Consider the following 23,466-nt stretch of genomic DNA (forward strand, 5'->3'; position numbering starts at 1 on the left):
TCGATCCATGGCGCTCAGTTGCTTGAGCCCCGGTCAGTGATATTCGATGATGCGGCCCGAGCCGCGCTCGACGCCGTGTCGGCGTAGCATCTCGAGGATGGCGTTCTTCGCGCTTACCCAGTCGGGTAGGTGGCCGGTCAGGCGCACGCGCCAAATTCGGGGCATCCGTAGGCAGAGTGGCTCACCGCCGAGTGCGAGCGCCACTTCCATTCCGCCCGCGCCGAAGGCGAGCATGCCGGGTGCGCCAGCGGCCGGTGTGTGGCTGTCCGACCCGACCAGCGACAGGCCAGGCGCACCAAAGCGCCGCATGTGGACCGGATGGCTGATCCCATTGCCGGGGCGGCCGTACCAGAGGCCGAATCGCCGGCACGCGCTGAGTAGGAACAGGTGTTCCTCCGCGTTCGGATTATCCGCCTCGACCAGGTTGTGGTCGACATATTGGACCGCGAGGTCGACCTTGACGCGATCGACGCCGAGCGCCTCAAGTTCGAGCATCACAAGCACGCCAAGCACGTCCCACAACACGACCTGATCGATCTTGAGCGCGATCTCCGACCCTGGAACAGAGTCGCCCTCCGACCGGCGGGCCGCAATCAGTTTGGTCGCGAGGTTCTGCGCCATAGCAGCTTGCGCGCGTCCGGTCTCAGTAGACTGCGACGTTCATCGCGCCGACCTTGTCGATGGCGATACGAATGACGTCACCAGACGCCACCGCACCGACTCCGGGCGGGGTACCGGTCATAATGATGTCGCCAGGGTAAAGGGTATAGAACGACGAGGTGTAGGCAATGAGCCTCGCGACGCCGAAGATCAGCTGCGACGTCGAGCAATGCTGCCGCTCCTCCCCATTGAGATCCTGCCGGAGCATCAGGTCGTCAGGATCGCCTATCTCGTCGGGCGTGATGAGCCAGGGCCCCAACACCGAATAGCTGTCGATTGACTTGCGCAGCGATCGTTCCTCGGCGCCCCGTACCGTCATGTCGAGGCTGGCTGCGTAGCCTGCGACATACCTCAGCGCGTGGACTTCAGCGACCTGCGAGCATTCCTTCCCGACGATGACGGCGAGCTCGCCCTCGTAGTCGCTGCGGCGGTGGGTGAACCGGATGCGTATTCCCTCGGAGGGGCCGATGAGTGAAGAGTTGGCTTTCAGGAAGAGACCGTAATGATCGATGGTCTTGCCCTCGATGCCAAAATTGATAGCGGCATGCGTATTCACCTCGTCGACATGAGCCAGGTAATTGCCTGGAGCACCCATGATTTTGCTCGGGTTGGCGACGGGACTGAGCAGCGACACAGAAGATAATGGTAATCCCGTTTCGGCCACCGCCGCTGTGTGCTCGAGCGCAGCGCGCAGGTCGCTGAGGTTCGTTATGAGCCAGTCGCCGCGCGAGCGGGCCCACGGAGCGGGTGATGGTCGACCTTCGAGCACGTTCGTCACATCGAAAACCTGATCATCGCGGACGATGCCCACGCGATCCTCATTGAAGCGGCACAGCTTCATCTCACTCTCCTGCAACATGAACATCGTGGCGATGCGGCCAGGATGGCCAGCCATCTCGTGAGAGCTGCTTGACGGGCGATTCGCGCTCGCCGATCGCGCGGGGCGTCGTTTCCACGCGGCGTTCGTAGGTCAGTTATCGAAGGTGCCGCGGTACTGCTCCTCGGCGTCGGAGCGAGTGGTGAATTCGAACATGACGCCTCCCGGAGCGCGGCAGAAGAAGCGAGAGCCGCGCTCGTTGTAGAAGACGTCGGTCTCAGCGTCGAAACCGTCGGCGCTGAGTTTGTCCCGCATCGCCCGGACGTCATCGAGTGTCGGAAGCTCCAGGCCGACATGGAATGCTTTGGGCCACTGATGATCCTCGCCAATGAACTGCTTGGCCTCCTTGGAGTGGATGTTGCTTGCTGCGAGAATGCTCGGTGTGGGCGAGTCATCCGCTACTTTCTCGATCACGACATCGAGGCCGGGTCGCTTGAGGATGTAGAAGCGTGGCGTCTTGCCGGCGATGCTGAAGCCAAGGTACTTCTCGAAGAATGTCGACGTAGCTTCCATGTCGGTGGTAGGGAAGCTCATATGGTTAAGCTTCATTGCGATCTTATGTTCAGGCATTTCCTTCTCCGAAATTTGTCGTGCAACGCTACTTAAGATACGAGCGAGTGCTCGCTTTAACAATTCGCATTTGATGGGACAGGGTCAGGATGGCAGCACTCTGCCTGCAGCCCGGAAAAGTCTGGTCCTGGCGAGATCGACAGAGGTGTTCTTCGCAATCCTTCGGGGCGTGGAGTCGCATTTTGGAAGATGAGAAGTGGCTGAAAGAAAGCAGTGCGCATACTGCGCCGCGTTCCTTGTCGCAACCTGTTCGAGCCGGTCTCGATAACGGGCAAAGGCTTGCAGTTGCGCGAGGCACGCTTGCGCGTGCTGTAGAAAAGTCGTTGTTCTGGGGGCGTGCGCGATGGCTTGGTTGCTGTGCTTATAGGCGCGACGTCGGCGCGGACGGTGCCTGGTCGAGCGTCAGGGCGTTCTTGACTGACATCCAGTCCAATCTATACCGGGGTCACGTTCTTTGAGGTGGGATTGAAGCCCTGTCACCGCAAGAAGCTGAACTGGTTGGCCGAGGCACGCTGTTCTCGTTCGGGGGGGGCAGAGGCACTCTTCGCGCAACGCAATGGGCAGGGGCGAATCTGCGTTTACGCGGCGTTGAAGCGCCCCCTGGGTTGGTTCAAGGACGAAACTGCAAAGGCTGCGGCAAAAGACTTGATTCAGGCTGGCTATGAGAAATGGGCTCTCAATCTTCGCCAGCTCTTGGGCGCGTGTGTGGGGGGGGGCGCTGAGCGTCCAATCTACACATTACCGGTGGATTTAGCATGGACTCCGCGGTCGGGCGTCGCGCTCATCGGCGACGCTGCGCATCTCATTCCGCTAGTTGGCTTAGGCGTCAATCTCGCCATGCTTGATGCTGCAAATGTTGTCACAGCATTGTGTGTCGGGGCCGATTGGCGAAACGCAATGCACCATGCCGAATTACAGATGGGCGATCGTGCCAGGGCGTTGATGGCGGATGCCATTGACGGGTTTTCGACAATGCTTATCCGTGCCGGCCTAAAGTCGTGCAAGTCGCGCCATCCAGCCCGGCCTCGATGCCTGCCAAGCTACGGCAGCGGTGCAGGCTGGCTACCTTTTCCCGAGATCGTTCAGGTAGGCGGTGAACATAACCGATCACACGCGGCGTGTCGGACTTCTGTTTGTCGATCGCTGTCATGCGCATCTGGAGCGAATTGCGTTTCGACCGTATATGAAATCCATCGTGTCAAACGGCAGAATCTGGACGTCCACTGATACTTTTCAAATACGCGCAGAACATGTCCGACATCGCATTGGCATAAGCTTCGATTTCCCCGGCAGAGCGCGACTTGCCCGAAAAGTGCTTGCCGACGCTGCTGAATGTTGCGGTAATCAGGTCGCCTATGAGGGCGCGCTCGCTAACTGAAGTGCCGGGAATAATTTCGCGCATGAACGTGTCGACGGTTTGATGGATCGCCGCACGCGCCTTTCGCGCTTCGGGCGCGTCGCGATAGAGCGGGGCGGCGTCGTTGAGCGCGACGCGCATCTTGGCCTCATCGCATTCCGACTTGATAAAGGCATGAACAAAAATGCGCAGACGCTCCAGGAGCGGTCTGCTCGTATCCGCAAGTATGCCACCAAGCATTTCGCTCGTCTGCCGCCACTCGTCGCTTTGCAAATGAAACAGAATCGCGGCCTTGTTCGGAAAGTATTGATAGACGGACCCGACGCTCACTCCCGCTTTTTCGGCCACACGCGCTGTCGTGAATCGTTGCGCGCCTTCCTTCATCAAAACCTGGATGGCGGCTTGCAGGATCGCGGCGACGAGCTCGGTCGAGCGAGCCTGCTGCGGTTGTTTGCGTGAGGCAATCTGTGGGCTTCGACGAGTTGGCATGGCGGCGGAGTAGCAGTGAGTGAAGCGAATACCGGCACGATGGACGTCGTCGCGCGGAATGCGACGAATTATTCGTATTGTAGTGGTAATTATCGCGCTGCTCAACGAGCATCACTTGAATCCCGTGATGGCCCAACGATACTGCATTCGTGCACCCGGTAGCACATCGATTCACTAACTGATTCGAATGGCTGCGAGGCATCCGGTGCGCCGGCCCGTACTTGCCCGCCTGCTTGATCTGGAGGCGGCGTGACATTCTCCCGGCGACGAGACCGGGCAGCTCAAGCAGGTGTTATCGACCATCCTCAATGCCTTTCTCGGCGACGGGCTGATTGTGCATGAACTGCGTCTGCCGCAAGACATCCTCGCGATCATCCATGACAGGGTGGGCGCCGTTGGCCAGATGGGTGAGGTGAGTGGCGCTGCGCTTGCGCTTCGCATCGAACGGGCGGAGTTCGGCTATATCGAATCGGTCGCCCGTATATGTTGAGCCTGCCACGCACGTATTGCGTGCGCGTGGTCCGCGCGGTCTTTTTTCACGTGCATTGAGCACACAGAATGCGAATGCCCTTCTTTCAATGTCGTCGTCAACATGATTTTGACGACGCGATGCAGCGTGCGCTTCTCACGCCGGACAAGGCGTCGCGCCGTACGCCGGCTGGGTTGCCGCCTTGGCGCCGGCTCCTCAATGAATGCGAATAGGAAATACGACGATCTCGCCGTATTCTTAAACGCGACGGATTAATCATATTTGGCGGCGCCGCGTTGTGCGAGGGGCGCGCTTCATCTCATTCGACACATTCTTATGCCCACATCGACACAACATGATTCATCACAGGCGCGCCTGCTACTTCTGAGCGCGGTCCTGTTCGTTTCCTATATCTGCGTGGCCATTCCCATGCCAGTCATTCCGGTCTTCGTGACGCGCTCGCTCGGCATGAATAACGTCTGGGGGGGACTGGGCGTGGGTATCGCGTTTCTGACGACAATTTTCACGCGCGGATATGCCGGCAATCTCGCCGACCGACGCGGCGCGAAGCTAGCCGTGGCGCGTGGCCTGATCTTCTACGCGTGCGGCGCCGTCATCTCGCTCGCGGCCGGCTTGTTGAGCATGCCCCGGTCCGCCTTTCTCGCGTTGGTGGCGGGGCGACTGATGCTCGGCCTTGGCGAAAGCCTCGTCGGTGTCGGCATCATTTCGTGGGGCGTCGGTATCGTCGGCCCTGCGCGCTCCGGCAAGGTGCTCGCGCTCGTTGGCGCCGCGATGTATGGCGCGCTCGCCGTCGGCGGGCCGTTGGGTCTCATCTTGCTCAACCACTTCGGCTTCAGCGGCACCATGGCCGCCAGTGCGGTGTTGCCGGGCGTTGGTCTGCTGGCGATCTCATCGATCGCGGGCGTCGCACCGCATCCGCACGGCAAGCGTCCATCCTTCTTCAGCGTGGTCGGACGGATTTGGTTGCACGGTCTCGTCGTGTGCCTTCAGGGCATCGGCTTTGCCGCTATCGGCGCGTTCTTCGCACTCGACTTCCTGCATAACGGCTGGCACTACGCGGGCTTTGGCCTGACGGCGTTCGGCGGTGGCTTCGTTCTGGTACGCGTGCTGTTCGGCAATCTTCCTGACCGCATGGGGGGCTTGCGGGTGGCGACCGTTTCGCTCTTGATCGAAGCCATCGGCCAATTCCTCGTCTGGGGCGCGCACGATCCGGCGCTCGCGTTTGCCGGCGCGTTTCTCACGGGGCTGGGCTGCTCGCTGGTTTTTCCGTCCATGGGGCGCGAAGTCGTGCATCTCGTCGAGCCGCACCTGCGCGGCTCGGCAATGGGCGGGTACGCGGCGTTTCAGGATCTTGCCTACGGGCTCACGGGACCGGCTGCGGGCCTCCTCGCGGATCACGCGGGCTATGGCGGCGTGTTCCTCGTCGGCGGCATCGCGGCGGGCGCCGGATTGATGGTCGCACTCTATCTGCGGCGCACGCGCGTGGCGACCGTCGGCTAACCCTCCATTACTGGATGTGCAACGTGAACACATTTTCGTTTTTCCGGGGCCAAACCGTCGGCCCGCGCGTTGAGCGTGTCTGGCACGACGTCCGCTTGCGCTCCGTAAAGGTAATCGACGTCGAGCACGTGACGCCAGCCATGGTACGCGTGACCTTTGCCGGCGACGAATTGCACGATTTTCGCAGCCTCGCGCCCGACGATCATTTGAAGATCTTCGTGGCCACACCGTCCGGCGAGATCGCGAAGCGTGATTACACGCCGCGCCGCCATGATTCGCTGGCCGGCACGCTCGTCATCGACTTCGCGATTCACGAAGCGAGCCCGGCTGCGCGCTGGGCGCTCGGCGCACAACCTGGTCAGACGATCCAGATCGGCGGACCGAAGAGTTCGACGGTAATTGCACCCATCGTGGAGCGCTGGCTGCTGATCGGCGACGAAAGCGCTTTACCGTCGATCGGGCGTCGTATCGAGGAAGCTAGGGCGGGCATACACATCACCGGCATTGTCGCCGTCGCGAATCGTGCTGAAGAACAACGCTTCGACACCTGGGCAACGCTCGATATGCACTGGGTGCATCGGCCTCTGTGCAAGGCGACCAGTGTGGATGCGTTGCTCTTGGCCGCATGGCCTCTGCGTGTCGAACCGGACACCTATCTATGGATTGCAGGGGAGGCGTCGATGGTGCGCGCTATGCGCACGCATTTCGTGAAGCACTGCGCTCATCCGAACGGATGATTCAAGGCGGCGGGCTGCGGGGTCGCGGGGCGCGCCAATGCGCACGAGAAGTTCGATTGATGCCCGCGGTGCGAGGGGATTCCGATATGAATAATGAAATGCGAAGGGGGTGGGGCAGGATTCAGAGACGCTTGCGACGCCACATCGCACACAGGCAGGGCAAGCAGCATCGCGCTGCTCGTCGTCGCCGCACTGGGTGCGTCTGCGCTCGTCGGCTGTTCTCACGGCGACGAAAGCACCGCGCGAACAGTGCCTGTCGTGCAGGTCGCGGAACCGGTGTCGGCGCCGATGTTGGACACCACGATCTATACGGGGCGTCTCGAAGCGGTTCAGACCGTTGAGTTGCGCTCGCGTGTCTCAGGCTATCTGCAATCGATTCGATTCAAGGATGGCAGTTGGGTTCAGGCGGGCACGCTCCTGTTCGCGCTCGATCCTGCGACGTTCGCCGCCGCGCGTGACCGTTACGCCGGCGAGCTGCGGAGCGAGCTTGCGAGCCGGAAGCTTGCGCGTCAGAAGTACGAACGCGATCTCGCGCTGCGCAATGGTGGTTCGGTCAGTTTGGAGGCGTTGCAGAGCAGGGGGATGAGGCGGCAAGCAATAGGTGCCGCGGTTCGGTTCGTCACGACGAACGTCAGGTGCTTGCCGACCAGGATCGACTTGCCGATCATCACGTCCGGATAACCGGTCGGTGCGCCGAGCGTCGACGAATCAGCAAGACTGAAACCGCAAGTCAGGTCAAGACGACCGGATACATCGTCTCAAGCAGGCGGCTCTGCCAGCTCAGCGCCTCGGCCATCACCTAGTCGGTCACGGAACTGATGAAGTCGGGCGAGACCTCGGTACCGTAGCCACCGCGATTGAAGGCGCAACGTATGCCGTACGTCGACTGAAGCAGGACGGCAACACCGTTGATGTCAATGTTCTGGACGGCGTCAGGCGGTTTGCCTATGCGCCGCCCATTCACGCTTCAGCTTATCGACTGCGGCGCGTGCGGAAGCGACGCATTCTGCACGACGTCGTGATTTACCCAGAGCGTCGCGCCTTCTGCTTCAAGCAACGCGTCGACCTTTTCCATCGAAGCAATGGATTTCAACGCGTCCGCATTGAAGGCTGGTACGCAGCGGCAGCGAAAATTGCGGCGATTGTGCGCGACGTCACCACTCAGCAGAATCGGCCCGCTACGCGGCAGGTTGACGAGCAACGAACTATGTCCGGGCGTATGGCCAGGCGTCGCGACGATGCGCACCGCACCGTCACCAAACACGTCATGATCCCCATCGATCATCTCGATCGGATTGCCTTGCAGCGAAGCATAGAGCGCCGGGTCGAAGCCATATGCGCCAGGGTCGTCGCCGAACATGGCATCGTATTCGGCTTTCTGCGCAATCCACCTCGCATGACGAAGCAGGCGGCAATTGCCGACATGATCGTAATGGGCGTGCGAAATGGCGAGAGTGCCGATGTCGTCCGGTTGTACGCCGATTTCTGCAAGCTGCGAGGCAATGGTCCGGTTGACGCTGCCATGGATGCCGTGGGCAATTACGCGGCCTTCGGGCGTGTCGATCAGGTCGTCCTGCGTACCCGTATCCCACAGCATCCAGCCTCCGCGATGGCGGATCAAATACACATTGCAACTCAGCGTCATCGGTTTTCCGACGTCTACGCCGGGCGAGTAGATCGAAGCGTCGTCCACGCGCGCCGTGCCGCCGTCGAGAATGTACAGGCGCTCAATGGTTGCGCTGGCCTTGCCAGGGGGGCCGCTCATTTCGAACCTCCTTCACGCAAAATTGATCGCCAGTTCGCCGATACCCTCGATCGACGACACCACCCGATCGCCCGCCCTGAGCCATTGACGCGATTCGCGTGGTCCTTTTTGTCCCCAGATAACGCCCGGCGGGGTGCCTGTGAACAGAACATCGCCGGGCTCGATCGTCATGACGCTGCTGACGTAGCGAACGATGTGCCGGCAGTCGAAGATCATGTCGGCAGTCGTGCTGTCCTGACGCACTTCGCCGTTCAGCAGAGTTTGCAGGCGCAATGCATTCGGATTGTCGATGCGATCCCGAGTCACGAGCCAGGGGCCGAGCGGCGCGAATCCATCGGACATCTTGCCGGCCATGAATTGCGACGTGATGTTTTGCAGCCCTCGCGCGCTGATGTCGTTGCCAACCGAATAGCCCGCCACAGCGGATAGCGCGTCGGCCTCCGTGAGATTGCGGCACCTTTCGCCAAACACGACGACAAGTTCCGTTTCGTAGTCGAACTCGTGGTCCACGTGAGTTGGCAGGTCAACCACGCCGTCGTGGCGATTGAGCGCGTTCGCATATTTGGCGAAGAGCGGCGGCGCTTTGGGTATTGGCGTACCGGTTTCGGCAGCGTGATCGCGATAGTTGAAGCCGACGCAAATGATCTTGCGCGGACGCGTGACCAGCGGCGCAAAGGTCACGCCTGCCGGATCGAGCGTCGGACAATCGGCGGGATGCCGCGCGATATGTTCGAACAGTGCGTGGACATCGGCTGCGCGGCTGTTCTGCAGCAGATCGTCCATGTCGGCGGGAACGGGCAAACCGATTGCCGCGCCGGCCTGGGTGAGGTTGATCACGCGGCCGTCGTGTTCCGTGCCGAGCGCATACGCGCCATCGACGGATAGGTTAGCCAGTTTGAGGTTGAGGTCGCCGACTTTCAGCGGCGTGCTGACAAGGGTCATAATCCGACTCCGATAGTTGAAGTGGGAAGAGACGATCGCGAGAAAAGTCGCTCGCGCCGATCGGCTGACGTGGAAATCGCGTCGTGAATTTGAGAATAAATCTTCTATAGTAGATATGTCAAGCGCATCTGCGGGGTGTCCGCGGCGTGCGCGCCCGTCGGTCAACTCAGGTGAGCTTTTCGTCGCGACGCGAGATGACGACGTAGTAGGAGCAGTGCTTGCGCGAGCGGTTGCTGAAGGCGTGCTCGATCGATGCTTCGAAGAATAGTGCGTCGCCTTCGGCGAGATGGATTTCCTGCTTCGGAGTAGAGACGATCAGTTCGCCTTCCGCTACGGCTATGTGTTTTTCCGTGCCGCCGCGATAGGCCGGCATCATTCCGGTCGATGCGCCTGCGGGCAACCAGTGAAGCAGTAGTTCCACATGATTGCCGACCATGGTGGGTGAGAGTAAATGTCGCTCGAAACCCGTTTCTGGATCGCGGAAGACGTGCCGTTCGTCCCGTCGCACGACCACGAGCGCCTGCTGATCCTCTTCATCGCCCATCAGGAACGAGAGGCTGGTGTCGAGTGCGTGGGCAATCCGTTTGGCCAGACCGATGGTCGGGCTTTTCTCCCCGCGCTCGATCTTCGAGAGCATCGCGCGCGACACGCCCGAGCGGGTGGCTAGCTCTTCCAGCGTGAGTTTGCCGCGATCGCGCAGCATGCGAACGCGTCGGCCAAATTCCTGGTTGAGGTCGTCGTGTTCGTCGAGTTGATCGACGGTTGGGCTCTTCGGGCTGCTCATGTCCAAGGTGGTGATTACAGGAAGTTAACAGTCTAGCGGACGTGGTGACCACCTTCCGCGCATCATTCGAAATTGCTTGCTTGTGGCGATGTCGTTCTGCCAGTTTACTCTCTCGTAGAAGATTAAATCTACTAAGTGAGAATATAGCCATCAGATGGGAGATGTTTTCTCGGAAGTCTTTGTGACGACTGCAAAGTAAGCGGCTCGGCGCGGCCGGTCGTCCCCCGATTCACGCGCGCGTGGACCATGATGTGAGATGTTGGGGAATTCCGTGTGGATCACGTTAGATCGTGCCCACGATCGCCGATCATGGGCACGATCTATCCAGATTTACCTGACAATCAGATGTATAAGGCTGGACTCGACCAAACGGACAGCGTCAGATCGTCTGACTCAGTTCGGCCAATTTACGCCGCTCGTGGTGGCTGCCTGAATCGACGACGATCTTTTGATCGCTATTGACAGCTACGCTCCAGAACGGCAATCTCCAATCATGAACTACGATGCGCGCAATATTGTGATGTGCACCATGACCGCCACTGGCGAGTCGTGGGAATCGTGACGTTCATACATCGCACATAGATTTCCTCACCGGCCCCGCCAGTCATGACGGGGCCGTGTCTTTTCAATCACTCCGTTTGTATTGGTGCAAATAGGAGTGATTGTATGCACGGCAAAATATCTGTTTCCGATCTGCTGGGTCTTATCGACGCGTGGTCTTGGATGATCGTGCCGAGGAGCCCAGCATGCTAACAATACGCAAAGCTACTAGCGATGACATACTCGACGCGTGGGATATTCGCAGGACATCAGTGCTCGCTGCGTGCGCTGAATACTATCCGGAAGCATCCCTGTCGGCGTGGGTTGATGGTTCACCGACCGATAAATGGGCCCGCATTGTCGAACGCGACTTTTATGTGGCTGTTGATGAGGGAGTCGTCGTTGGTACCGGGATGCTTACCGTCAAAAACGGGCAAGTGGATGCTATCTTCGTCCGGCCGTCTCACATGGGGCGCGGTATTGGACGGAAGATGCTGCAACTACTCGAAGCGTTAGCTCGCGATCGCGGAATTCCGTCGATGCAGCTCGATGCCACGCTGAATGCGGCGCCCTTTTATCGGTGTTGCGGTTGGTCAGGGGATTCGATCTCGACCTACCGAACGTCGCGCGGACTCGAACTAGCCTGCGTGCCAATGACCAAGTGTGTTGCGCTGCCGTAGCTTTGTTTCCACACCAACCGGTGCCAGAGCAGTCGGGAAAGCGTCGGTCTGAATGGCCGCAATCGGGATCGCTGTGAGGCCGCTTCGGGTCAATCACGGCCCTTGATGAAGTGACGGCGAAGCAATCTCGGACGTGATCTGACGCTGACTGAGAGATCAGGTTTTGACTTACGCATCAGATGGTTGCCTTGGGGGGGTGGCTGGCTTCAGTTTGTCAGCCACGTTCCAGGGCAACAGTTCGTCAACGCGAGTGGCGACATGATCAGCAATGTAGGTCAGGACGTATTCCATATGGGCGCGCGGGTTGATGCCGTTGAGCTTGCGCGTCCCGTTCGAGCCGCAATTGGTCGGCGAGTATCAACGCGGAGGTGTCCTTGAATCGCACAAATCAGCTGCCGATGAACGCCAGGATCTGATCCGCGACGGCACGTGGCGCCTCCTCGGGCATATAGTGCCCACACGCATTGAACACGCCGCCACGCACGTCTTGCGCCACGAGACGCATCGTGTCGAGCAGCATCGTTCCCACACCCGCCTCCGCGCCGAAGGCCAGTACCGGCATCCCAAGCTTCCTTTCGGCGCGCTGCCTACTGTGGCTCCAGACTTTGCGAACCGAGCGCGTGGCGATAGTACGACAGCGCGGCCCGCGTCGCGCCGGGCGTGGCGTTCACCCGAACATACTCATCGAGATCCGCGGGCGTGATGGTCCATGGACGCATTGCCTTGACGCGGAACAGCCACGACAGGAATTCGCGTTCGCGTCCCTGCAGCAGGCTTTCAGGCAGATCCGACAGACGGTTGAACGCGAAGTGCCAGGTCTTCACGTTCGCTTCCTCCGAAGGGAACCCCGCCGGCGGCGGCAGAGAAATACCGGGAAGCGCCGCATCGAACACCGTGAGCCGCTTCACGTCGTCAGGCCATTCGGCCGCATGTGCATACCCGATCCAGGTGCCGATGTCGTGTCCCACGACGTCGATGGGACCGTTCGCGGACAGGCGCAACGCGCCGATGAGTCCGTGGACGTCCGCGGCCACGGTCCGCATGTCGTAGCCCGACACAGGCCGGTCCGAATCGCCCATGCCGCGGGGATCGAGTGCGATCACACGACTCCCGGCCCGGGCGAGCATCGGCATCACGTATCGCCACGCATACCAGCTCTGCGGCCAGCCGGGCAGCAGCAAAACGGGGGCGCCGTCGCCACCTTCCACGAAGTGCAGGCGAACCCCGTTTGCGACGGCGGTGCTGGGATGAAAACCGGCCCAGAACGAGGAAGCCTCGAAAGGCGCCACCGTTTCGGCGGTGGACGTCTGAACGATATCGTGATCCATGACAACTCCTTTCAACGTTGACGTGAGTGAATCGATGGTTTCGCGTGCGATGGCCGGGATGCCGGCCCGACGCTGCCGTCATCGGCCCGCGCCGTACGAAATTCGCTTGCATAGCCTGGCGCCGCGATCAGCGGCATGGCCAGCCCGATCGCCGAAGCCAGCGGCCAGCCGCCTCGCGCATAGGCCCACGTACCGATGGCGGACCCTGCTGCGCCGCTCAAATAAAAGGCCGCCATGAAAAGACCGTTCAGCTTGCTGCGATCCGCGTCACCCAGCCCGAAGATCGCACGCTGACCGAGCACGACGTTGAGGGTCACCGCCACACCGAGCAGTGCACCTGCCACGGCGAGATACGCGAGCCCTCGGGTCGTTCCGCTCGCCCCCGCCCATGTCATCGGAAATCCGATGACGGCGAGTGCAATCGCGATACCCGTCGCCGGACGCGTCCAGCCGCGATCCGCGACGCGGCCTGCGACGGGAGCCGCTACCACGCCCGCCGCGCCGATCAGCGAAAACCACGCGACGCCGATCGGCCAGCGTCGATAGTCGGACCCGACGAGGAGCAGCGGAACGACGGTCCAGAACAGGGAGAACGACGCGAAGAGCGTGGCGTGATAGAACGCGCGACGTTGCAGCACGCGTGCCGTGATCGCGAGATGGGTCATCGACGCAAGCATGTGGCGATAGCTGACGGATGCCCGCGGCGCCCGTTGCGGCAACACGCGCCAGAACACGCTCCCGGTGGCGAAGATGCAGACCGCAGACAGCACGAATATCGCGTGCCAGGAGGCTGCCTGCGCCACGACGCTCGCGAGCGGGCGCGCTAGCATGATGCCGAGCATCTGGCCACTGGTCATCAGGCCGATGACGCGGCCCCGTGTCGTGTCATCGGTGAGATGCGAGGCGTACGGGAAGAGGATTTGTATCGCGACCGACGACAATCCGATCGCCAGCGAAACCACGAGAAACGGCGCCGCATGCCGCGACGCGCCGGCAGCGAGCAGCGAGACCACGCAGCAACCGAGGAGCAGCAGGATCAGGCGGCGATTCTCGACGAGATCGCCGAGCGGAACGATCAACAACAGGCCCAACCCATATCCGAGCTGGGTCAACGTGACGACGAAACCTGCTGTTGCTGCCGACAGCGCAAGCGATGCGCCGATCACGCCGACGAGCGACTGCGCGTAGTACGTTGCCCTTCGCCTTGCACTCGTAATGCGATATTGCGTGCCGGACGGATCCGTCGAAGACGCCGGGCGGTGTCGAATTGACGATGTCTACGTGAACGAACCTTACGACAGGGCAGCCGATCGCAATGCGGCGTACGTGGCGAACGTCAACCGCGGAATCCGAATACCCAAATGTCGGCGGCACGGCAAACCGGCCGACTTACAGGCAACCGTCGAGCCCGGCCTTGAAAACGTCCGCAGGCAACTGTTTGCCGATGAAAACGATCTTCGTTTCACGAAGCTCACCCTCGCGCCATGGTGCGCCGAGGTCGGCACCGAAGATCATGTGGACCCCTTGGAAGACGGCGCGTCGGTCCAGCCCCGCCACATTCAGTACCCCCTTGTAGCGCAGCATGGACGTGCCGTAGATCGTAACGATCGTGCCGAAGAAGGCATCGAGTTTCTCTTGGTCGAGCGGGGTCGTGTTGCGGTAGACGAACGATGTCACATCGTCGTCGTGCGTATGCGAGACATCCTCAAGGAAGTCCGGCTCGATTTCGACGATCGCGTCGAGGTTGAAGCTTCGGGTGTCGAGGAGCTGGCTGAGATCGGTTTTGCCGAAGTGGGACTCGCGGATGGGCGCGCGCGGATTCATCTGGCGTAGTCGCTGCATCAGCGCCTGGGTTTGCGCTTCACCCGCGAGATCTGCCTTCGACACGAGAATGCGGTCGGCAAATCCCACCTGTTCCTGCGCTTCATGATGTTCGTCGAGCTGGCCGGCACCGTGGCGGGCATCGACCACGGTGACGATGGCGTCAAGTAGGTAGCGCTCATGCACGTCGTCGTCCACGAAGAAGGTCTGGGCGACGGGTGCCGGGTCGGCGAGGCCCGTCGTCTCCACAATGACCCGGTCGAACGTAAGCTCGCCCGCGTCGCGTCGGGTGGCGAGTGTCGAGAGAATGCGCACGAGGTCGCCGCGGACCGTGCAGCAGATGCACCCGTTGTTCATTTCGACGATCTGCTCGTTGCCGTCCTGCACGAGCAGATCGTTATCGATTCCGGCCTCGCCGAATTCGTTTTCGATGACCGCGACCCTGCCTCCATGATGTTCCGTCAGGATCCGGTTGAGGAGGGTGGTCTTGCCGGCACCGAGGAAGCCGGTCAGGATGGTCACGGGGATACGCGGTGTTACGTCGGCGACTTGCATGGCGGACTCCTGTCGTGGATAGCGGTAGTGCTCCCAGTTTATGTAATGTTATATCATTTCGTATCAAGTAACCGACAACAGTGAGTGGAGAGCCAGATGACCGAAAGCAAGGCGAAAAGCAATCGAATCTACGCCGGGATGGGCGGGAGAGGGCCGTGATGGAAGTATGGGGTGGCAGCGACGCTCCCGGTCACGGCGGCTGCCCGGGCTTTGCATGTTGCTGGGCGAACAGGAAGAAGGTCTCGTGCCCGATATAGGCGGTGACCATGCAGGCACTCCATAACACGCTACCTACAAGTCGGAGCGTGAAGGGTGAGTCGCGTACGGACCTGAACGCGAACGGCGAAGATCCGAATGACGGCACGTGACCGACTGCGGAGCGGTGCCTTTCCAGAAGTATCCTGTTGCGCGCGCGCCCGGATATCAAGGGACGATTGCACGGCGACGCGCTTCGGAGACGGCGTTCTTGCGTCCGGTGACGTCGAGCTTGCTGAAAATGGACTTCAGGTGCTGTTTGACTGTCTCGGGTGAGATCGAGAGATTTCGGGCAATCACCTTCGTCGTATAGCCGCTTGCGAGGCCGGCCAGCACGTCACGTTCGCGCGCGGTAAAGAGCAGTGAACTGCTGACGCGCTCGCGGAAATGCCATTCCCATGTTGCGACGATCCGTTTGGCCCATTCACGGTGTTCAGATGTGCCGCTTTCCGCGATCTCGCGAACTACAATGTTCACGAGCTCGCCAGCTTCGACGAAGCATTGAAGGCCGCCGCCACATGTCAAATCGAGTGCCCTGGCGATATCCGTTTCCGGATGTCGATCAAGGTTTCCCGCCATCGATGCATGCGCCTTCATCAGCCGGGCGCGGGCCTCTGCTGCTGGTCTTTCACGGGATATCGCAGATGCCTCGAACGCCTGTGCGATTTCGTATGCGTCACCAAATGCTTGCGATGCAAGGAGCACCCAATAGTGGGCCTGTCCGATGGCCTCGACTTCGGCCCATGGCGCTTCCGCGCCGTTGACGATGCGCTGCCACTGATCGGCAAGACGGATTTCGTTTGCGAGTCGCTGCGCCTCGGGTATCTCTTCCAATCGAACGTAAAGTTCAATGAGCGTGGCCGTAGCCGCAAGACCCAAATGGTAGCGGTTGCGCACATCCGCGCGCATTCGCGCCTCTGACAGGCGCCGCAGCGCCTCATCGGATTTCCCCAGAAAAAACTCCGCTCGGGCAGCGCAAAGCATGCCCCCCTCCCACACCTCGACGAGTGCGGTGCTCGCGCTGTCTTCGCAATGACCGAAGCAGGACAGGGCGTCCTGCAGTGTGCCCATTCCGTAGCGGGCCCGACCGAGTGTGGCATACAGCATTTGAATGAATGAGCGGACTTGCCCTTCCGCTGCCATGACGTTGCTGGATACGGCGCGCTGCAGTGCTTCGTTAACCTCAGAAAGGCGGCCCTGCGCACAGTCGCTCAACGCAGAGAAAATGATCGACCATGGTGCGTTCTGGCGGAAACACTCCGACGCATTGATCTCGACGAACTCGTCGATCCGGACGCGCGCCGCTCCAATACGACCATAACGCTGTAAAAAGAGAATCTCGACCGGTAGACACAGGCACAGATAGCGCGGATCTTCAAAGAAGCGGGCCCGCGCGTCCTGCAAAACCTCGCCGATGGTCTGCCACGGGTGAAACTCAATCGTTCGCTCGGATTCCTCGATTGCTACGATCGAACGGACGTAGGCGAGATCGACTCGGACTGCCTCATCCAGTATGTCGTTCGGGCCTTCGGCGGAGAGTGTGGCTTCCAGTCTCGATAGGTCGAATGCGTTGTCGACGCTCCGCTCGTCGACGAGACCAATGCAAATCAGCATCAGACGCAACCGAGGCTCGCTTCTCACGTGGGAGACCGGGAGAAGATCGAGCAATGCCTTCGCGCGGCTGGATCCCTCGCTGATGAGCAGCCGTACTGCGCCCGCTTCGAGAATCACGTTCGTGGCGAAGTCGAGCATTCCCGCCTGAACCGCATGAGCAACGGCAAGAAAGACGTTTCCGCGTTGGGCATAGAGTTGTGCGGCATTGGCATGCAATCTCGTGAACCGGGCACGTGACAACCTTTCCAATCGGCTGCGCAGGAAGTCGCGTAGCAATGGGTGGAGTCGCGCGCTCAATGGAGCCTCGCTGACAAGCACGATGGGTCTGAGCGATCGCGCTTCGCCGAGCCAGACCGCGCTGTCGTCGCGCTGCCGGATCGCGTCCGCGGCCGCGGCGTCGACATCTTCGAGGATGCAACAGTCGATCAGAAAGTCACCCAACTCGCTCGACACTGACGAAAACACTTCGTGCGCAAGATAATCGAAGATGTGGGCAAGCGTCATTTGACCGCCCGCTTGGGCGACATTGGGCACTGAACCGGCAGCGCTTCGCAGCCGCACCATCTGAAGCGCGAATGGCCATCCGTCCGTATATCGCGCCCACGCCTGCGCACCCGACGGCTCGACCAGTTCACCCAGCAATGCGACGGTGTCGTCCTGCGAGAATCGCAACGCATCGGCGTCGACGACACGCACTGCGCCCCGAAGCTGCAACTGCGACAAGGAAATGACCGGTATCTGGCGGCCCGCTATCACAAGGCGGCTGCGCGGGCCAAGCGTTGCTGCGAAATATTCGATTAACTGATCGATTTCGCTGCACCAAGCGGCTTCGTATTGGTCGATAAAGAGCGTGCAAAAACCTGCCGCCTCTGCAAGGCTCGAGATCACATCCCCGGCACCTTCCCGACCGGGCACATCGAGTCCGCCGGCGGCCAGTGCGAGGGTGAGGCTCGCGAGAAAGTCGGCGGGGTGCCGGTCCGTTGTGTTGCAGTTCATCCAGAAAGTACGCTCGCCGCGCTTGTGCGCGACGCGCTCCGTCTGCGCAAGCAACGTGGTCTTGCCGAATCCTGCGGGCGCGGCAATGATGACGACCCGAGCGCTCGAGGGCGGCGCGTCAAGCACGATATCGACAAGACACCGGCGCTCGACGGCATGGTCGATATCGACAATAGGACGAAATTTTGCTGCTTGATTCTGGCCCACGATCTTATTCGCGAGTCGACGCGCCCGCCACGACATGGCGGCAGGGCGCGGATGCAGCGCGAGCGAGGCCATCGGGCTGCCGTACCTTTAGCGTGCCGTTCCAATCCGTCGCAGTATCAGGTAAGTCACTGCGGCGACACCCAGCGAGTCCAGCGCGGGCACGGAGGTCAGCGTGAAGTGCCAGGTCATCTGCGCGGCGGCGCCGGCAATACCGATACCCCACGCAGCGAACGCTTTTACGTGCCATCGATCCGTGTTGCCACGGCCATTTCGCAGGGACAGATAGTAGTTGCAAAGATAAACGCCTCCGATCGGCGGAATGCCGATCGACAATACGATCAGGTATTGCGTCAGTTGGCCGCTGAGTCCGAACAAGCCGGCGGCGGAGCCGATCAGTCCGGCGGCCAGCGCGAGTTGCCAACGGGGCAGCGTCGTGGTGACGGTCGACCAGACCAGCGTTGACGCGTAGAGATTATAGGTATTTGTCGACCATGCCGCGAGCAGGATTACCGCTATTGCGGGCAGGCCGAGCCCGAGCTTGAGCATGATCGGAACGAGGTCGTGTTCGCCGGTGGCGAGGCTGGGAATGCCAGCCAGCACCAGGATGAGGGGAAATCCGAGGGCGAACGCGAGAAAGCACGCGAAAAGTGCGTGGCGCGGCGTACGCGCGTAGCGGCAGATGTCGGGCATCAGTACGGAGCCGACCGCGATGCCGCCGACCACGATCGAAATGCCGGTTGCGACGGAGTAGGAGCCGGTCGATGCCGTAGCCGTCAGCGCTGCGCTACCGTAGTGCTGAATCGCAGTCCAGGACGACCATCCGAGCAACGCAATTTTGAGCGGTGTGGTGAGTGCTGATAGCCGGTCGAGCGCCTTGAAGCCAATGAAATTCGTTGCGATCATCAACACGCAGCCGATTGTGGCCCATGCGGTGGCCGTCACGTCGGCCAGTGCGGCAGGTGCTACGGAGCGCATCGCATCGCCGAACATCATCGCGATAACGCCGAACCAGCCGAGAAGCGACAATGAAAGCAGCACATTGATCACCCGGCCGCCGACGGAACCGAACGCGTCAATGATCAACATGTAGGTACTGAGCCGCGATCGTGCACCGGCGAATGCGGCGGGCAGCGCAATGAGCATGAGGATCACGCCGCCGCCAAACGATGCCGCGATCGCGCCTGCCGCGCCGAGCGAGTGGGAAAGCTCGGCGCCCATCATGAACGCCGGCAACGCAATCATGACGCCGACCAGGATGAGGCCGATGCGCCATCCGCTGACCGTCGCAGACTGAGCCACTTCGCTCGTGGAATAGTCCTGATCAGAATCAGCCCCGGTCGCTGCGTTTCCGATCGATGCGGTATTGCTGGTTTTCATTTATATCTTCCTTGTCTCGACGCGCATGGGCGGCGAGTACTCATACGAATAGAACCGGTTTCGGTAACCTGTTTCGGACTGGCCGACGCAGCGGGCTTGTTTATCCGCGGGGTGTTGACGAGGCATCCATCACGTGCGTGGCGCATCGGTCTCGTCCATGAATGGTTTCCAGGTATCCTGCAATCCAAACTGCCGCGGGCCGAGTACCTCGAGGCTTTGCGCCGTCAGTAGGGCGGCCGGTGCTTCGTAAGCCACCACCGATACACGCGCGCCGTAGCGGAGCATTTCCGCGGTAAGCGGTTCCGCCGTTTCGGTATCGAGGACGGACAGCAGATCAGGAACGACCGCGACAGTTCGGCCGTTGTGCCGTGCCACCAGGAATTCGTTCTGGATCTCGATGATCATCCTGTTGTCGCGATCGCCGATTGCTTCGATAGTGAGCCGACCCCAGTGGAATCCGTCGCGCGTTTCGTGAAGGACGTCTGAAACCTTGCCGACGAACAGCAACCGTGCGCGCCGGCCGTCGTCCCTGGTGTCGAGGTACCGTACGATTTCAGCCACCGGCTCGCTGCTGGTGTGCCGCGACAACCGAATGTGACGCCCGATCTCCAGCGCTTGGGTGACGGTACCCTGCACTGCACAGCGCTTGACGTCCGCGCCGGACATGGGATACAGAACGCCATATACGCAACCGTTCAATGCGGTGGTCAGCGCTCGAGTTATCGCCTCGGCGGTGCGATCGTCCACCGCATGAACGACGGCGTGGTTGCCCAGGTCGTCGGCGAACACGGCGGGGCAAGCCGGACAACCGTGGATACTGAACGTTGTCATTTCGATGTGTGGAACGGCCCGGCCGACCCCGTCGCCGTCGACGACGGGAAGCCCCGTCATTGCGCTGACGGCGAGCGGAAACATTGCGTTGGCGCCACCGATTTCTGCAGAGATGATCGCGTCCAGCGGGTGGCCGTACATTGCTTCGGCGTCTTTCAGCAGTTTTCTGAGCGCCGCTTCGCTGACGAGATGCTCGACGAGCACCGTGGGCGCCCCGATGCCGGCCACGGCCACGACGAAGGCATCATCTGGCAGTGCATCGACAGGAATGAGTCGCGGTTGCAGCCCGGCCGCTAATTGCTTGCGTAGGAACAGTTCGCCGACATAAGGATCGCCGCCGCCCCCGGTGCCGAGAAAAACGGCGCCGCGCGCCACGTCCTGACTGGTAACAGCATCAAAGAGTGTAGTCATTTCAGTTCCGGAAATCGGCTTGATTGTCAGAGGTGCCATGGCACACGGAAAGCTGGCCTACGGCGCGCACGCGCACACGCGTCGCGCCCGCCCGCATGTGCGTCATCGGCAGCTCCGTCACTTCCACGACTTCCACGGTTGCGGGATCGGCGCCGGCGGAGACTGCATCGTCGATGGCCAACTGGTGTGCTTCCTCGAGCACTACATCGCGTCCGCGCGCGGCCATGTCGAACAGGCGATCGACACGTCCGCTTACCTGCGCGATGGCCGCACCGATTGCATTGGCGACGTCGAAATGTTCGGGGCGGAGCACTTCCGACGCGCCATCGAGGCTGTCGGGCAGCAAGACACTGCCACCGCCCACCAGCACCACAGGAACGGGCTGCGCGCTGGTACGCATCTGATCGATCGCCTGTTCGATCGCGGCGGTAATCGCTTTGAGCGTGTCGTGCTTGACGTCGTCGTCAAGGTGCGCCACGCGTAGCGGATCGCCGATGCCGGTCAACAGCCGGGCACTGACTGCGATATCAGTGGCCGTGAGCGTCGATCCGCCAAACACGAGTGCCTCTTCGGAGATGCGATACCCGACGGACTCGGGGCCGATTTTCGTGACGCCGCCGACGCGTCGGACCAGTGAACCGCCTCCGACTGCAATCGAAAGCGAATCGGGCATGCGAAAATTGGTCCGGATCCCGCCGATTTCATTTTGCCCCGACGTCTCACGCGGAAAACCGCGCACGAGTGCGCCGATGTCGGTGGTGGTGCCGCCGACGTCTACGACGAGCCCGTCACGGATGTTCGTAAGAAATGCCGCGCCGCGAATGCTGTTCGTCGGTCCGGCGGAGCACGTGAAAATCGGAAAATCAGCTGCCATCGATGTCGAGATCAGCGTGCCGTCGTTCTGGCTGATATAGACCGGCGCGTTCAATCCCAATTCGCGAAACGCACGCTCCATGTCGTTGATGACCGTGCGTGCGAACGGCCGCAGGCAGGCATTGATGATCGCGGCGTTTTCGCGTTCCACGAGCCCGATGCCGCCGACGTCGGACGATAGGGTGATCAGCACGTCCTCGTCGAGCATCTCGCGGATCATTTCCCGCGCACGCTGCTCGATGTCGGGACGGATGGGGGCGAAGTTCGCTGAGATCGCCACTGATCCGATCTGCTTGTCGCGAATCTCGGCGGCAATTTCCGACAGCTCGATGCGGTCGATCTCGCGGTACGTCTCGCCGGTAAAGAATGCACCGCCGTGTGCGAGATAGACGTGCTCGCCGATCGCCGCGCGCAAATCATCCGACCATGCCAGCATCGGCGGAACGCCATCGGTCTTCGGCAGCGACAGCCGGATTGTGGCGACTTTGGCGAGATTGCGCCGCTCCAGGAATGCGTTGATGAATTGCGTGGTGCCGACCATCACGGCGCGGATGGTGGCGGGATCCACATCGGATTTCGCGATCAACGTGCGTACAGCCATTGCCAGCCCGTCGCCCACGCTGGCGGTCGTCGGTTGCTTGAGTGCGGCCACGACCGAACGGCCGCGCATCAGCACCGCGTCGGTGTTGGTGCCGCCGACGTCGATGCCGACACGGAGATCTTCATGACGTTGTGCTGTCATTGTCTTTCCTTTCATGCTTTCGTCACGGTCGTACTCGAACGCTGGTACGTCACCGTCGGACGGTAGTTAGAATGCCTTCGAATACACGACGTACCCAGTCGTCGCTGCGAGCGAGTTTTTCGTATGCACGGGGAACAGCGCCTTGAACTTGACGCTGCTTTTCCACGCCGGAATGTCGTACGAGACGACTGGGCCTATTGCAAGGGACGCGTAACGGCGGCCGTCGGGCGGGACGAGCTGGCCCTGCTGGTAGTCGTCGTTGAGCTGCGACGCGTAATAGCCGGCGATACCACCCTGCCAGCGCCCCCAACGCTCACTGACCGCGAAGTTGACGTCGGCTACCGTGCCGCTCGTGTATTGCGTCGCTCGATTCTTCGCAGCGAAGTTCAGGAACACGTGGGCGCTGACTTCGAGGCCGTCTCCCAGCGCATTGGGGCCGGTCAGGTAGGTGAATGCGACGTTTGGAATAAAGAACCAGACGTTGCGCCCGGACGTATAGAGATCGGTGGTGTTATATTCGCCGACTGGAAATACCATCGAGTATGCGAGCTTCAGCGTGAGTCCGACGGGTGGCTGGCCCGGCTGCGCGTTGCCGAAGTACTTGCTCCACATCAGGACGTCGGAGTAGAGATCGCTCACACCCGAATAGGTCTGACTCACCCCGTTGATTTCGATTCTTCCGCCGTTCACGCTTCCCTGCAGGGTGGTGCCGAGCGTACCGCCGAGCAACTTGAACGGATAGACGTACAGGAGTCCTGCGGCGCCTACGCCGGATGCGATCTTGGCGTGCAGTGCAGGGTCCTGATGACCATCGTTTCCGTAGTATCGGTTGCCGACGGCATATCCGGCGACGACAGCGCCGTAAAAACCGCTTATAGGCGGCAGCATCGCGGCCTGAATGTCATCCCCGCCGACCGGTCCGCCGTAGTTCGCGCCTTCCGACGCGCTGACCGGATTCACTCCAGACGCAGCTGCTGCGACAAGCAGCATCCTGGCCATGTGCATTGCTCTCATGACTACTACCTCCTGATTGGCGGCTTTGTTTGTCCACGCTGTCGAGTCTCT

The 23,466-nt window shown here is 61.0% G+C and carries 21 protein-coding genes and 2 pseudogenes; 6 read left to right on the forward strand and 17 right to left on the reverse strand.

The window, feature by feature from the left end; genetic code table 11:
• Nucleotides 1-33: 33 nt before the first annotated feature.
• The 3 genes from HWW87_RS16940 to HWW87_RS16950 all read right to left on the reverse strand — a co-directional run bounded on the left by HWW87_RS16940 (nucleotide 34) and on the right by HWW87_RS16950 (nucleotide 2,086).
• Nucleotides 34-621, reverse strand: coding sequence for an aconitase family protein (locus HWW87_RS16940; protein ID WP_208449944.1), 588 nt, complete (start codon nucleotides 619-621; stop codon nucleotides 34-36).
• 22 nt (nucleotides 622-643) lie between these two features.
• Nucleotides 644-1,555 (reverse strand): fumarylacetoacetate hydrolase family protein, encoded by a 912-nt coding sequence (locus HWW87_RS16945; protein WP_244107274.1) that lies wholly within the window; start codon nucleotides 1,553-1,555, stop codon nucleotides 644-646.
• Between the two features lie 75 nt (nucleotides 1,556-1,630).
• Entirely contained in the window at nucleotides 1,631-2,086 is a 456-nt protein-coding gene (locus HWW87_RS16950) for a VOC family protein (protein WP_175821506.1), read from the reverse strand.
• 783 nt (nucleotides 2,087-2,869) lie between these two features.
• On the opposite strand from HWW87_RS16950, the pseudogene HWW87_RS37185 reads away from it, so the two are divergent.
• Nucleotides 2,870-2,977, forward strand: a pseudogene (locus HWW87_RS37185) (FAD-dependent monooxygenase); the annotation flags it as partial.
• A 328-nt stretch (nucleotides 2,978-3,305) separates the two neighbouring features.
• Here the strand turns inward: HWW87_RS37185 and HWW87_RS16955 are convergent.
• On the reverse strand, nucleotides 3,306-3,953 hold the full coding sequence (locus HWW87_RS16955) for a TetR family transcriptional regulator (protein WP_175821507.1): 648 nt from the start codon (nucleotides 3,951-3,953) through the stop codon (nucleotides 3,306-3,308).
• Between the two features lie 289 nt (nucleotides 3,954-4,242).
• Between HWW87_RS16955 and HWW87_RS16960 the strand changes: the two genes are divergently transcribed.
• From HWW87_RS16960 to HWW87_RS16975, 4 genes are all read left to right on the forward strand, one after another.
• Nucleotides 4,243-4,443 (forward strand): hypothetical protein, encoded by a 201-nt coding sequence (locus tag HWW87_RS16960; RefSeq protein ID WP_175821247.1) that lies wholly within the window; start codon nucleotides 4,243-4,245, stop codon nucleotides 4,441-4,443.
• A gap of 315 nt (nucleotides 4,444-4,758) precedes the next feature.
• Complete coding sequence (locus tag HWW87_RS16965) at nucleotides 4,759-5,943, forward strand: arabinose transporter (protein WP_175821248.1); 1,185 nt, start codon at nucleotides 4,759-4,761, stop codon at nucleotides 5,941-5,943.
• Between the two features lie 23 nt (nucleotides 5,944-5,966).
• The gene (locus tag HWW87_RS16970) at nucleotides 5,967-6,680 is read left to right on the forward strand and encodes a siderophore-interacting protein (protein WP_208449945.1); all 714 of its coding nucleotides are present in this window, start codon (nucleotides 5,967-5,969) and stop codon (nucleotides 6,678-6,680) included.
• 93 nt (nucleotides 6,681-6,773) lie between these two features.
• A complete protein-coding gene (locus HWW87_RS16975) occupies nucleotides 6,774-7,361 on the forward strand; it encodes a biotin/lipoyl-binding protein (protein WP_175821250.1) in 588 nt (195 codons plus the stop codon).
• Between the two features lie 286 nt (nucleotides 7,362-7,647).
• Here the strand turns inward: HWW87_RS16975 and HWW87_RS16980 are convergent, their stop codons facing one another.
• The 3 genes from HWW87_RS16980 to HWW87_RS16990 all read right to left on the reverse strand — a co-directional run bounded on the left by HWW87_RS16980 (nucleotide 7,648) and on the right by HWW87_RS16990 (nucleotide 10,171).
• Entirely contained in the window at nucleotides 7,648-8,445 is a 798-nt protein-coding gene (locus HWW87_RS16980; protein ID WP_175821251.1) for an N-acyl homoserine lactonase family protein, read from the reverse strand.
• A 12-nt stretch (nucleotides 8,446-8,457) separates the two neighbouring features.
• The gene (locus HWW87_RS16985) at nucleotides 8,458-9,387 is read right to left on the reverse strand and encodes a fumarylacetoacetate hydrolase family protein (RefSeq protein WP_175821252.1); all 930 of its coding nucleotides are present in this window, start codon (nucleotides 9,385-9,387) and stop codon (nucleotides 8,458-8,460) included.
• 166 nt (nucleotides 9,388-9,553) lie between these two features.
• Entirely contained in the window at nucleotides 9,554-10,171 is a 618-nt protein-coding gene (locus HWW87_RS16990; protein ID WP_175821253.1) for an XRE family transcriptional regulator, read from the reverse strand.
• Between the two features lie 746 nt (nucleotides 10,172-10,917).
• Here HWW87_RS16990 and HWW87_RS16995 point away from each other — a divergent pair.
• Complete coding sequence (locus HWW87_RS16995) at nucleotides 10,918-11,391, forward strand: GNAT family N-acetyltransferase (RefSeq protein ID WP_175821254.1); 474 nt, start codon at nucleotides 10,918-10,920, stop codon at nucleotides 11,389-11,391.
• Nucleotides 11,392-11,559: 168 nt separating this feature from the next.
• Here HWW87_RS16995 and HWW87_RS17000 read toward each other — a convergent pair.
• From HWW87_RS17000 to HWW87_RS17040, 10 genes and pseudogenes are all read right to left on the reverse strand, one after another.
• Nucleotides 11,560-11,721 (reverse strand): annotated as a pseudogene (locus tag HWW87_RS17000) (transposase domain-containing protein); the annotation flags it as partial.
• A 58-nt stretch (nucleotides 11,722-11,779) separates the two neighbouring features.
• On the reverse strand, nucleotides 11,780-11,953 hold the full coding sequence (locus tag HWW87_RS37190) for a hypothetical protein (RefSeq protein ID WP_244107276.1): 174 nt from the start codon (nucleotides 11,951-11,953) through the stop codon (nucleotides 11,780-11,782).
• Between the two features lie 25 nt (nucleotides 11,954-11,978).
• Nucleotides 11,979-12,719, reverse strand: coding sequence for an alpha/beta fold hydrolase (locus HWW87_RS17005; RefSeq protein WP_244107277.1), 741 nt, complete (start codon nucleotides 12,717-12,719; stop codon nucleotides 11,979-11,981).
• An 11-nt stretch (nucleotides 12,720-12,730) separates the two neighbouring features.
• Nucleotides 12,731-13,885, reverse strand: coding sequence for an MFS transporter (locus HWW87_RS17010; RefSeq protein WP_175821255.1), 1,155 nt, complete (start codon nucleotides 13,883-13,885; stop codon nucleotides 12,731-12,733).
• A 223-nt stretch (nucleotides 13,886-14,108) separates the two neighbouring features.
• Entirely contained in the window at nucleotides 14,109-15,095 is a 987-nt protein-coding gene (locus HWW87_RS17015; protein WP_175821256.1) for a GTP-binding protein, read from the reverse strand.
• 423 nt (nucleotides 15,096-15,518) lie between these two features.
• A complete protein-coding gene (locus HWW87_RS17020; protein WP_175821257.1) occupies nucleotides 15,519-18,239 on the reverse strand; it encodes a LuxR C-terminal-related transcriptional regulator in 2,721 nt (906 codons plus the stop codon).
• A 15-nt stretch (nucleotides 18,240-18,254) separates the two neighbouring features.
• Nucleotides 18,255-19,544: a cytosine permease gene (locus HWW87_RS17025; protein WP_175821258.1), complete on the reverse strand. Its 1,290-nt coding sequence runs from the start codon at nucleotides 19,542-19,544 to the stop codon at nucleotides 18,255-18,257.
• Nucleotides 19,545-19,673: 129 nt separating this feature from the next.
• Nucleotides 19,674-20,786, reverse strand: coding sequence for a DUF917 domain-containing protein (locus HWW87_RS17030; protein ID WP_175821259.1), 1,113 nt, complete (start codon nucleotides 20,784-20,786; stop codon nucleotides 19,674-19,676).
• 1 nt (nucleotide 20,787) lies between these two features.
• Nucleotides 20,788-22,401, reverse strand: a complete 1,614-nt coding sequence (locus tag HWW87_RS17035; protein ID WP_175821260.1) for a hydantoinase/oxoprolinase family protein — start codon at nucleotides 22,399-22,401, stop codon at nucleotides 20,788-20,790.
• 66 nt (nucleotides 22,402-22,467) lie between these two features.
• A complete protein-coding gene (locus HWW87_RS17040; RefSeq protein WP_175821261.1) occupies nucleotides 22,468-23,400 on the reverse strand; it encodes a transporter in 933 nt (310 codons plus the stop codon).
• Nucleotides 23,401-23,466 lie beyond the last annotated feature (66 nt).

Origin of the sequence: Burkholderia sp. BCC0419 (assembly GCF_902830285.1) — a bacterium.
GTDB lineage: Bacteria > Pseudomonadota > Gammaproteobacteria > Burkholderiales > Burkholderiaceae > Burkholderia.

What these genes read in the sequence shown, in the direction of transcription:
- HWW87_RS16940 (WP_208449944.1), bottom strand. Translation starts at nt 621, where the DNA reads ATGGCGCAGAACCTCGCGACCAAACTGATTGCGGCCCGCCGGTCGGAG.
- HWW87_RS16945 (WP_244107274.1), bottom strand. Translation starts at nt 1,555, where the DNA reads ATGGCTGGCCATCCTGGCCGCATCGCCACGATGTTCATGTTGCAGGAG.
- HWW87_RS16950 (WP_175821506.1), bottom strand. Translation starts at nt 2,086, where the DNA reads ATGAAGCTTAACCATATGAGCTTCCCTACCACCGACATGGAAGCTACG.
- HWW87_RS16955 (WP_175821507.1), bottom strand. Translation starts at nt 3,953, where the DNA reads ATGCCAACTCGTCGAAGCCCACAGATTGCCTCACGCAAACAACCGCAG.
- HWW87_RS16965 (WP_175821248.1), top strand. Translation starts at nt 4,759, where the DNA reads ATGCCCACATCGACACAACATGATTCATCACAGGCGCGCCTGCTACTT.
- HWW87_RS16975 (WP_175821250.1), top strand. Translation starts at nt 6,774, where the DNA reads ATGAAATGCGAAGGGGGTGGGGCAGGATTCAGAGACGCTTGCGACGCC.
- HWW87_RS16980 (WP_175821251.1), bottom strand. Translation starts at nt 8,445, where the DNA reads ATGAGCGGCCCCCCTGGCAAGGCCAGCGCAACCATTGAGCGCCTGTAC.
- HWW87_RS16985 (WP_175821252.1), bottom strand. Translation starts at nt 9,387, where the DNA reads ATGACCCTTGTCAGCACGCCGCTGAAAGTCGGCGACCTCAACCTCAAA.
- HWW87_RS16990 (WP_175821253.1), bottom strand. Translation starts at nt 10,171, where the DNA reads ATGAGCAGCCCGAAGAGCCCAACCGTCGATCAACTCGACGAACACGAC.
- HWW87_RS16995 (WP_175821254.1), top strand. Translation starts at nt 10,918, where the DNA reads ATGCTAACAATACGCAAAGCTACTAGCGATGACATACTCGACGCGTGG.
- HWW87_RS37190 (WP_244107276.1), bottom strand. Translation starts at nt 11,953, where the DNA reads ATGCCGGTACTGGCCTTCGGCGCGGAGGCGGGTGTGGGAACGATGCTG.
- HWW87_RS17005 (WP_244107277.1), bottom strand. Translation starts at nt 12,719, where the DNA reads ATGGATCACGATATCGTTCAGACGTCCACCGCCGAAACGGTGGCGCCT.
- HWW87_RS17015 (WP_175821256.1), bottom strand. Translation starts at nt 15,095, where the DNA reads ATGCAAGTCGCCGACGTAACACCGCGTATCCCCGTGACCATCCTGACC.
- HWW87_RS17020 (WP_175821257.1), bottom strand. Translation starts at nt 18,239, where the DNA reads ATGGCCTCGCTCGCGCTGCATCCGCGCCCTGCCGCCATGTCGTGGCGG.
- HWW87_RS17025 (WP_175821258.1), bottom strand. Translation starts at nt 19,544, where the DNA reads ATGAAAACCAGCAATACCGCATCGATCGGAAACGCAGCGACCGGGGCT.
- HWW87_RS17030 (WP_175821259.1), bottom strand. Translation starts at nt 20,786, where the DNA reads ATGACTACACTCTTTGATGCTGTTACCAGTCAGGACGTGGCGCGCGGC.
- HWW87_RS17035 (WP_175821260.1), bottom strand. Translation starts at nt 22,401, where the DNA reads ATGACAGCACAACGTCATGAAGATCTCCGTGTCGGCATCGACGTCGGC.
- HWW87_RS17040 (WP_175821261.1), bottom strand. Translation starts at nt 23,400, where the DNA reads ATGGCCAGGATGCTGCTTGTCGCAGCAGCTGCGTCTGGAGTGAATCCG.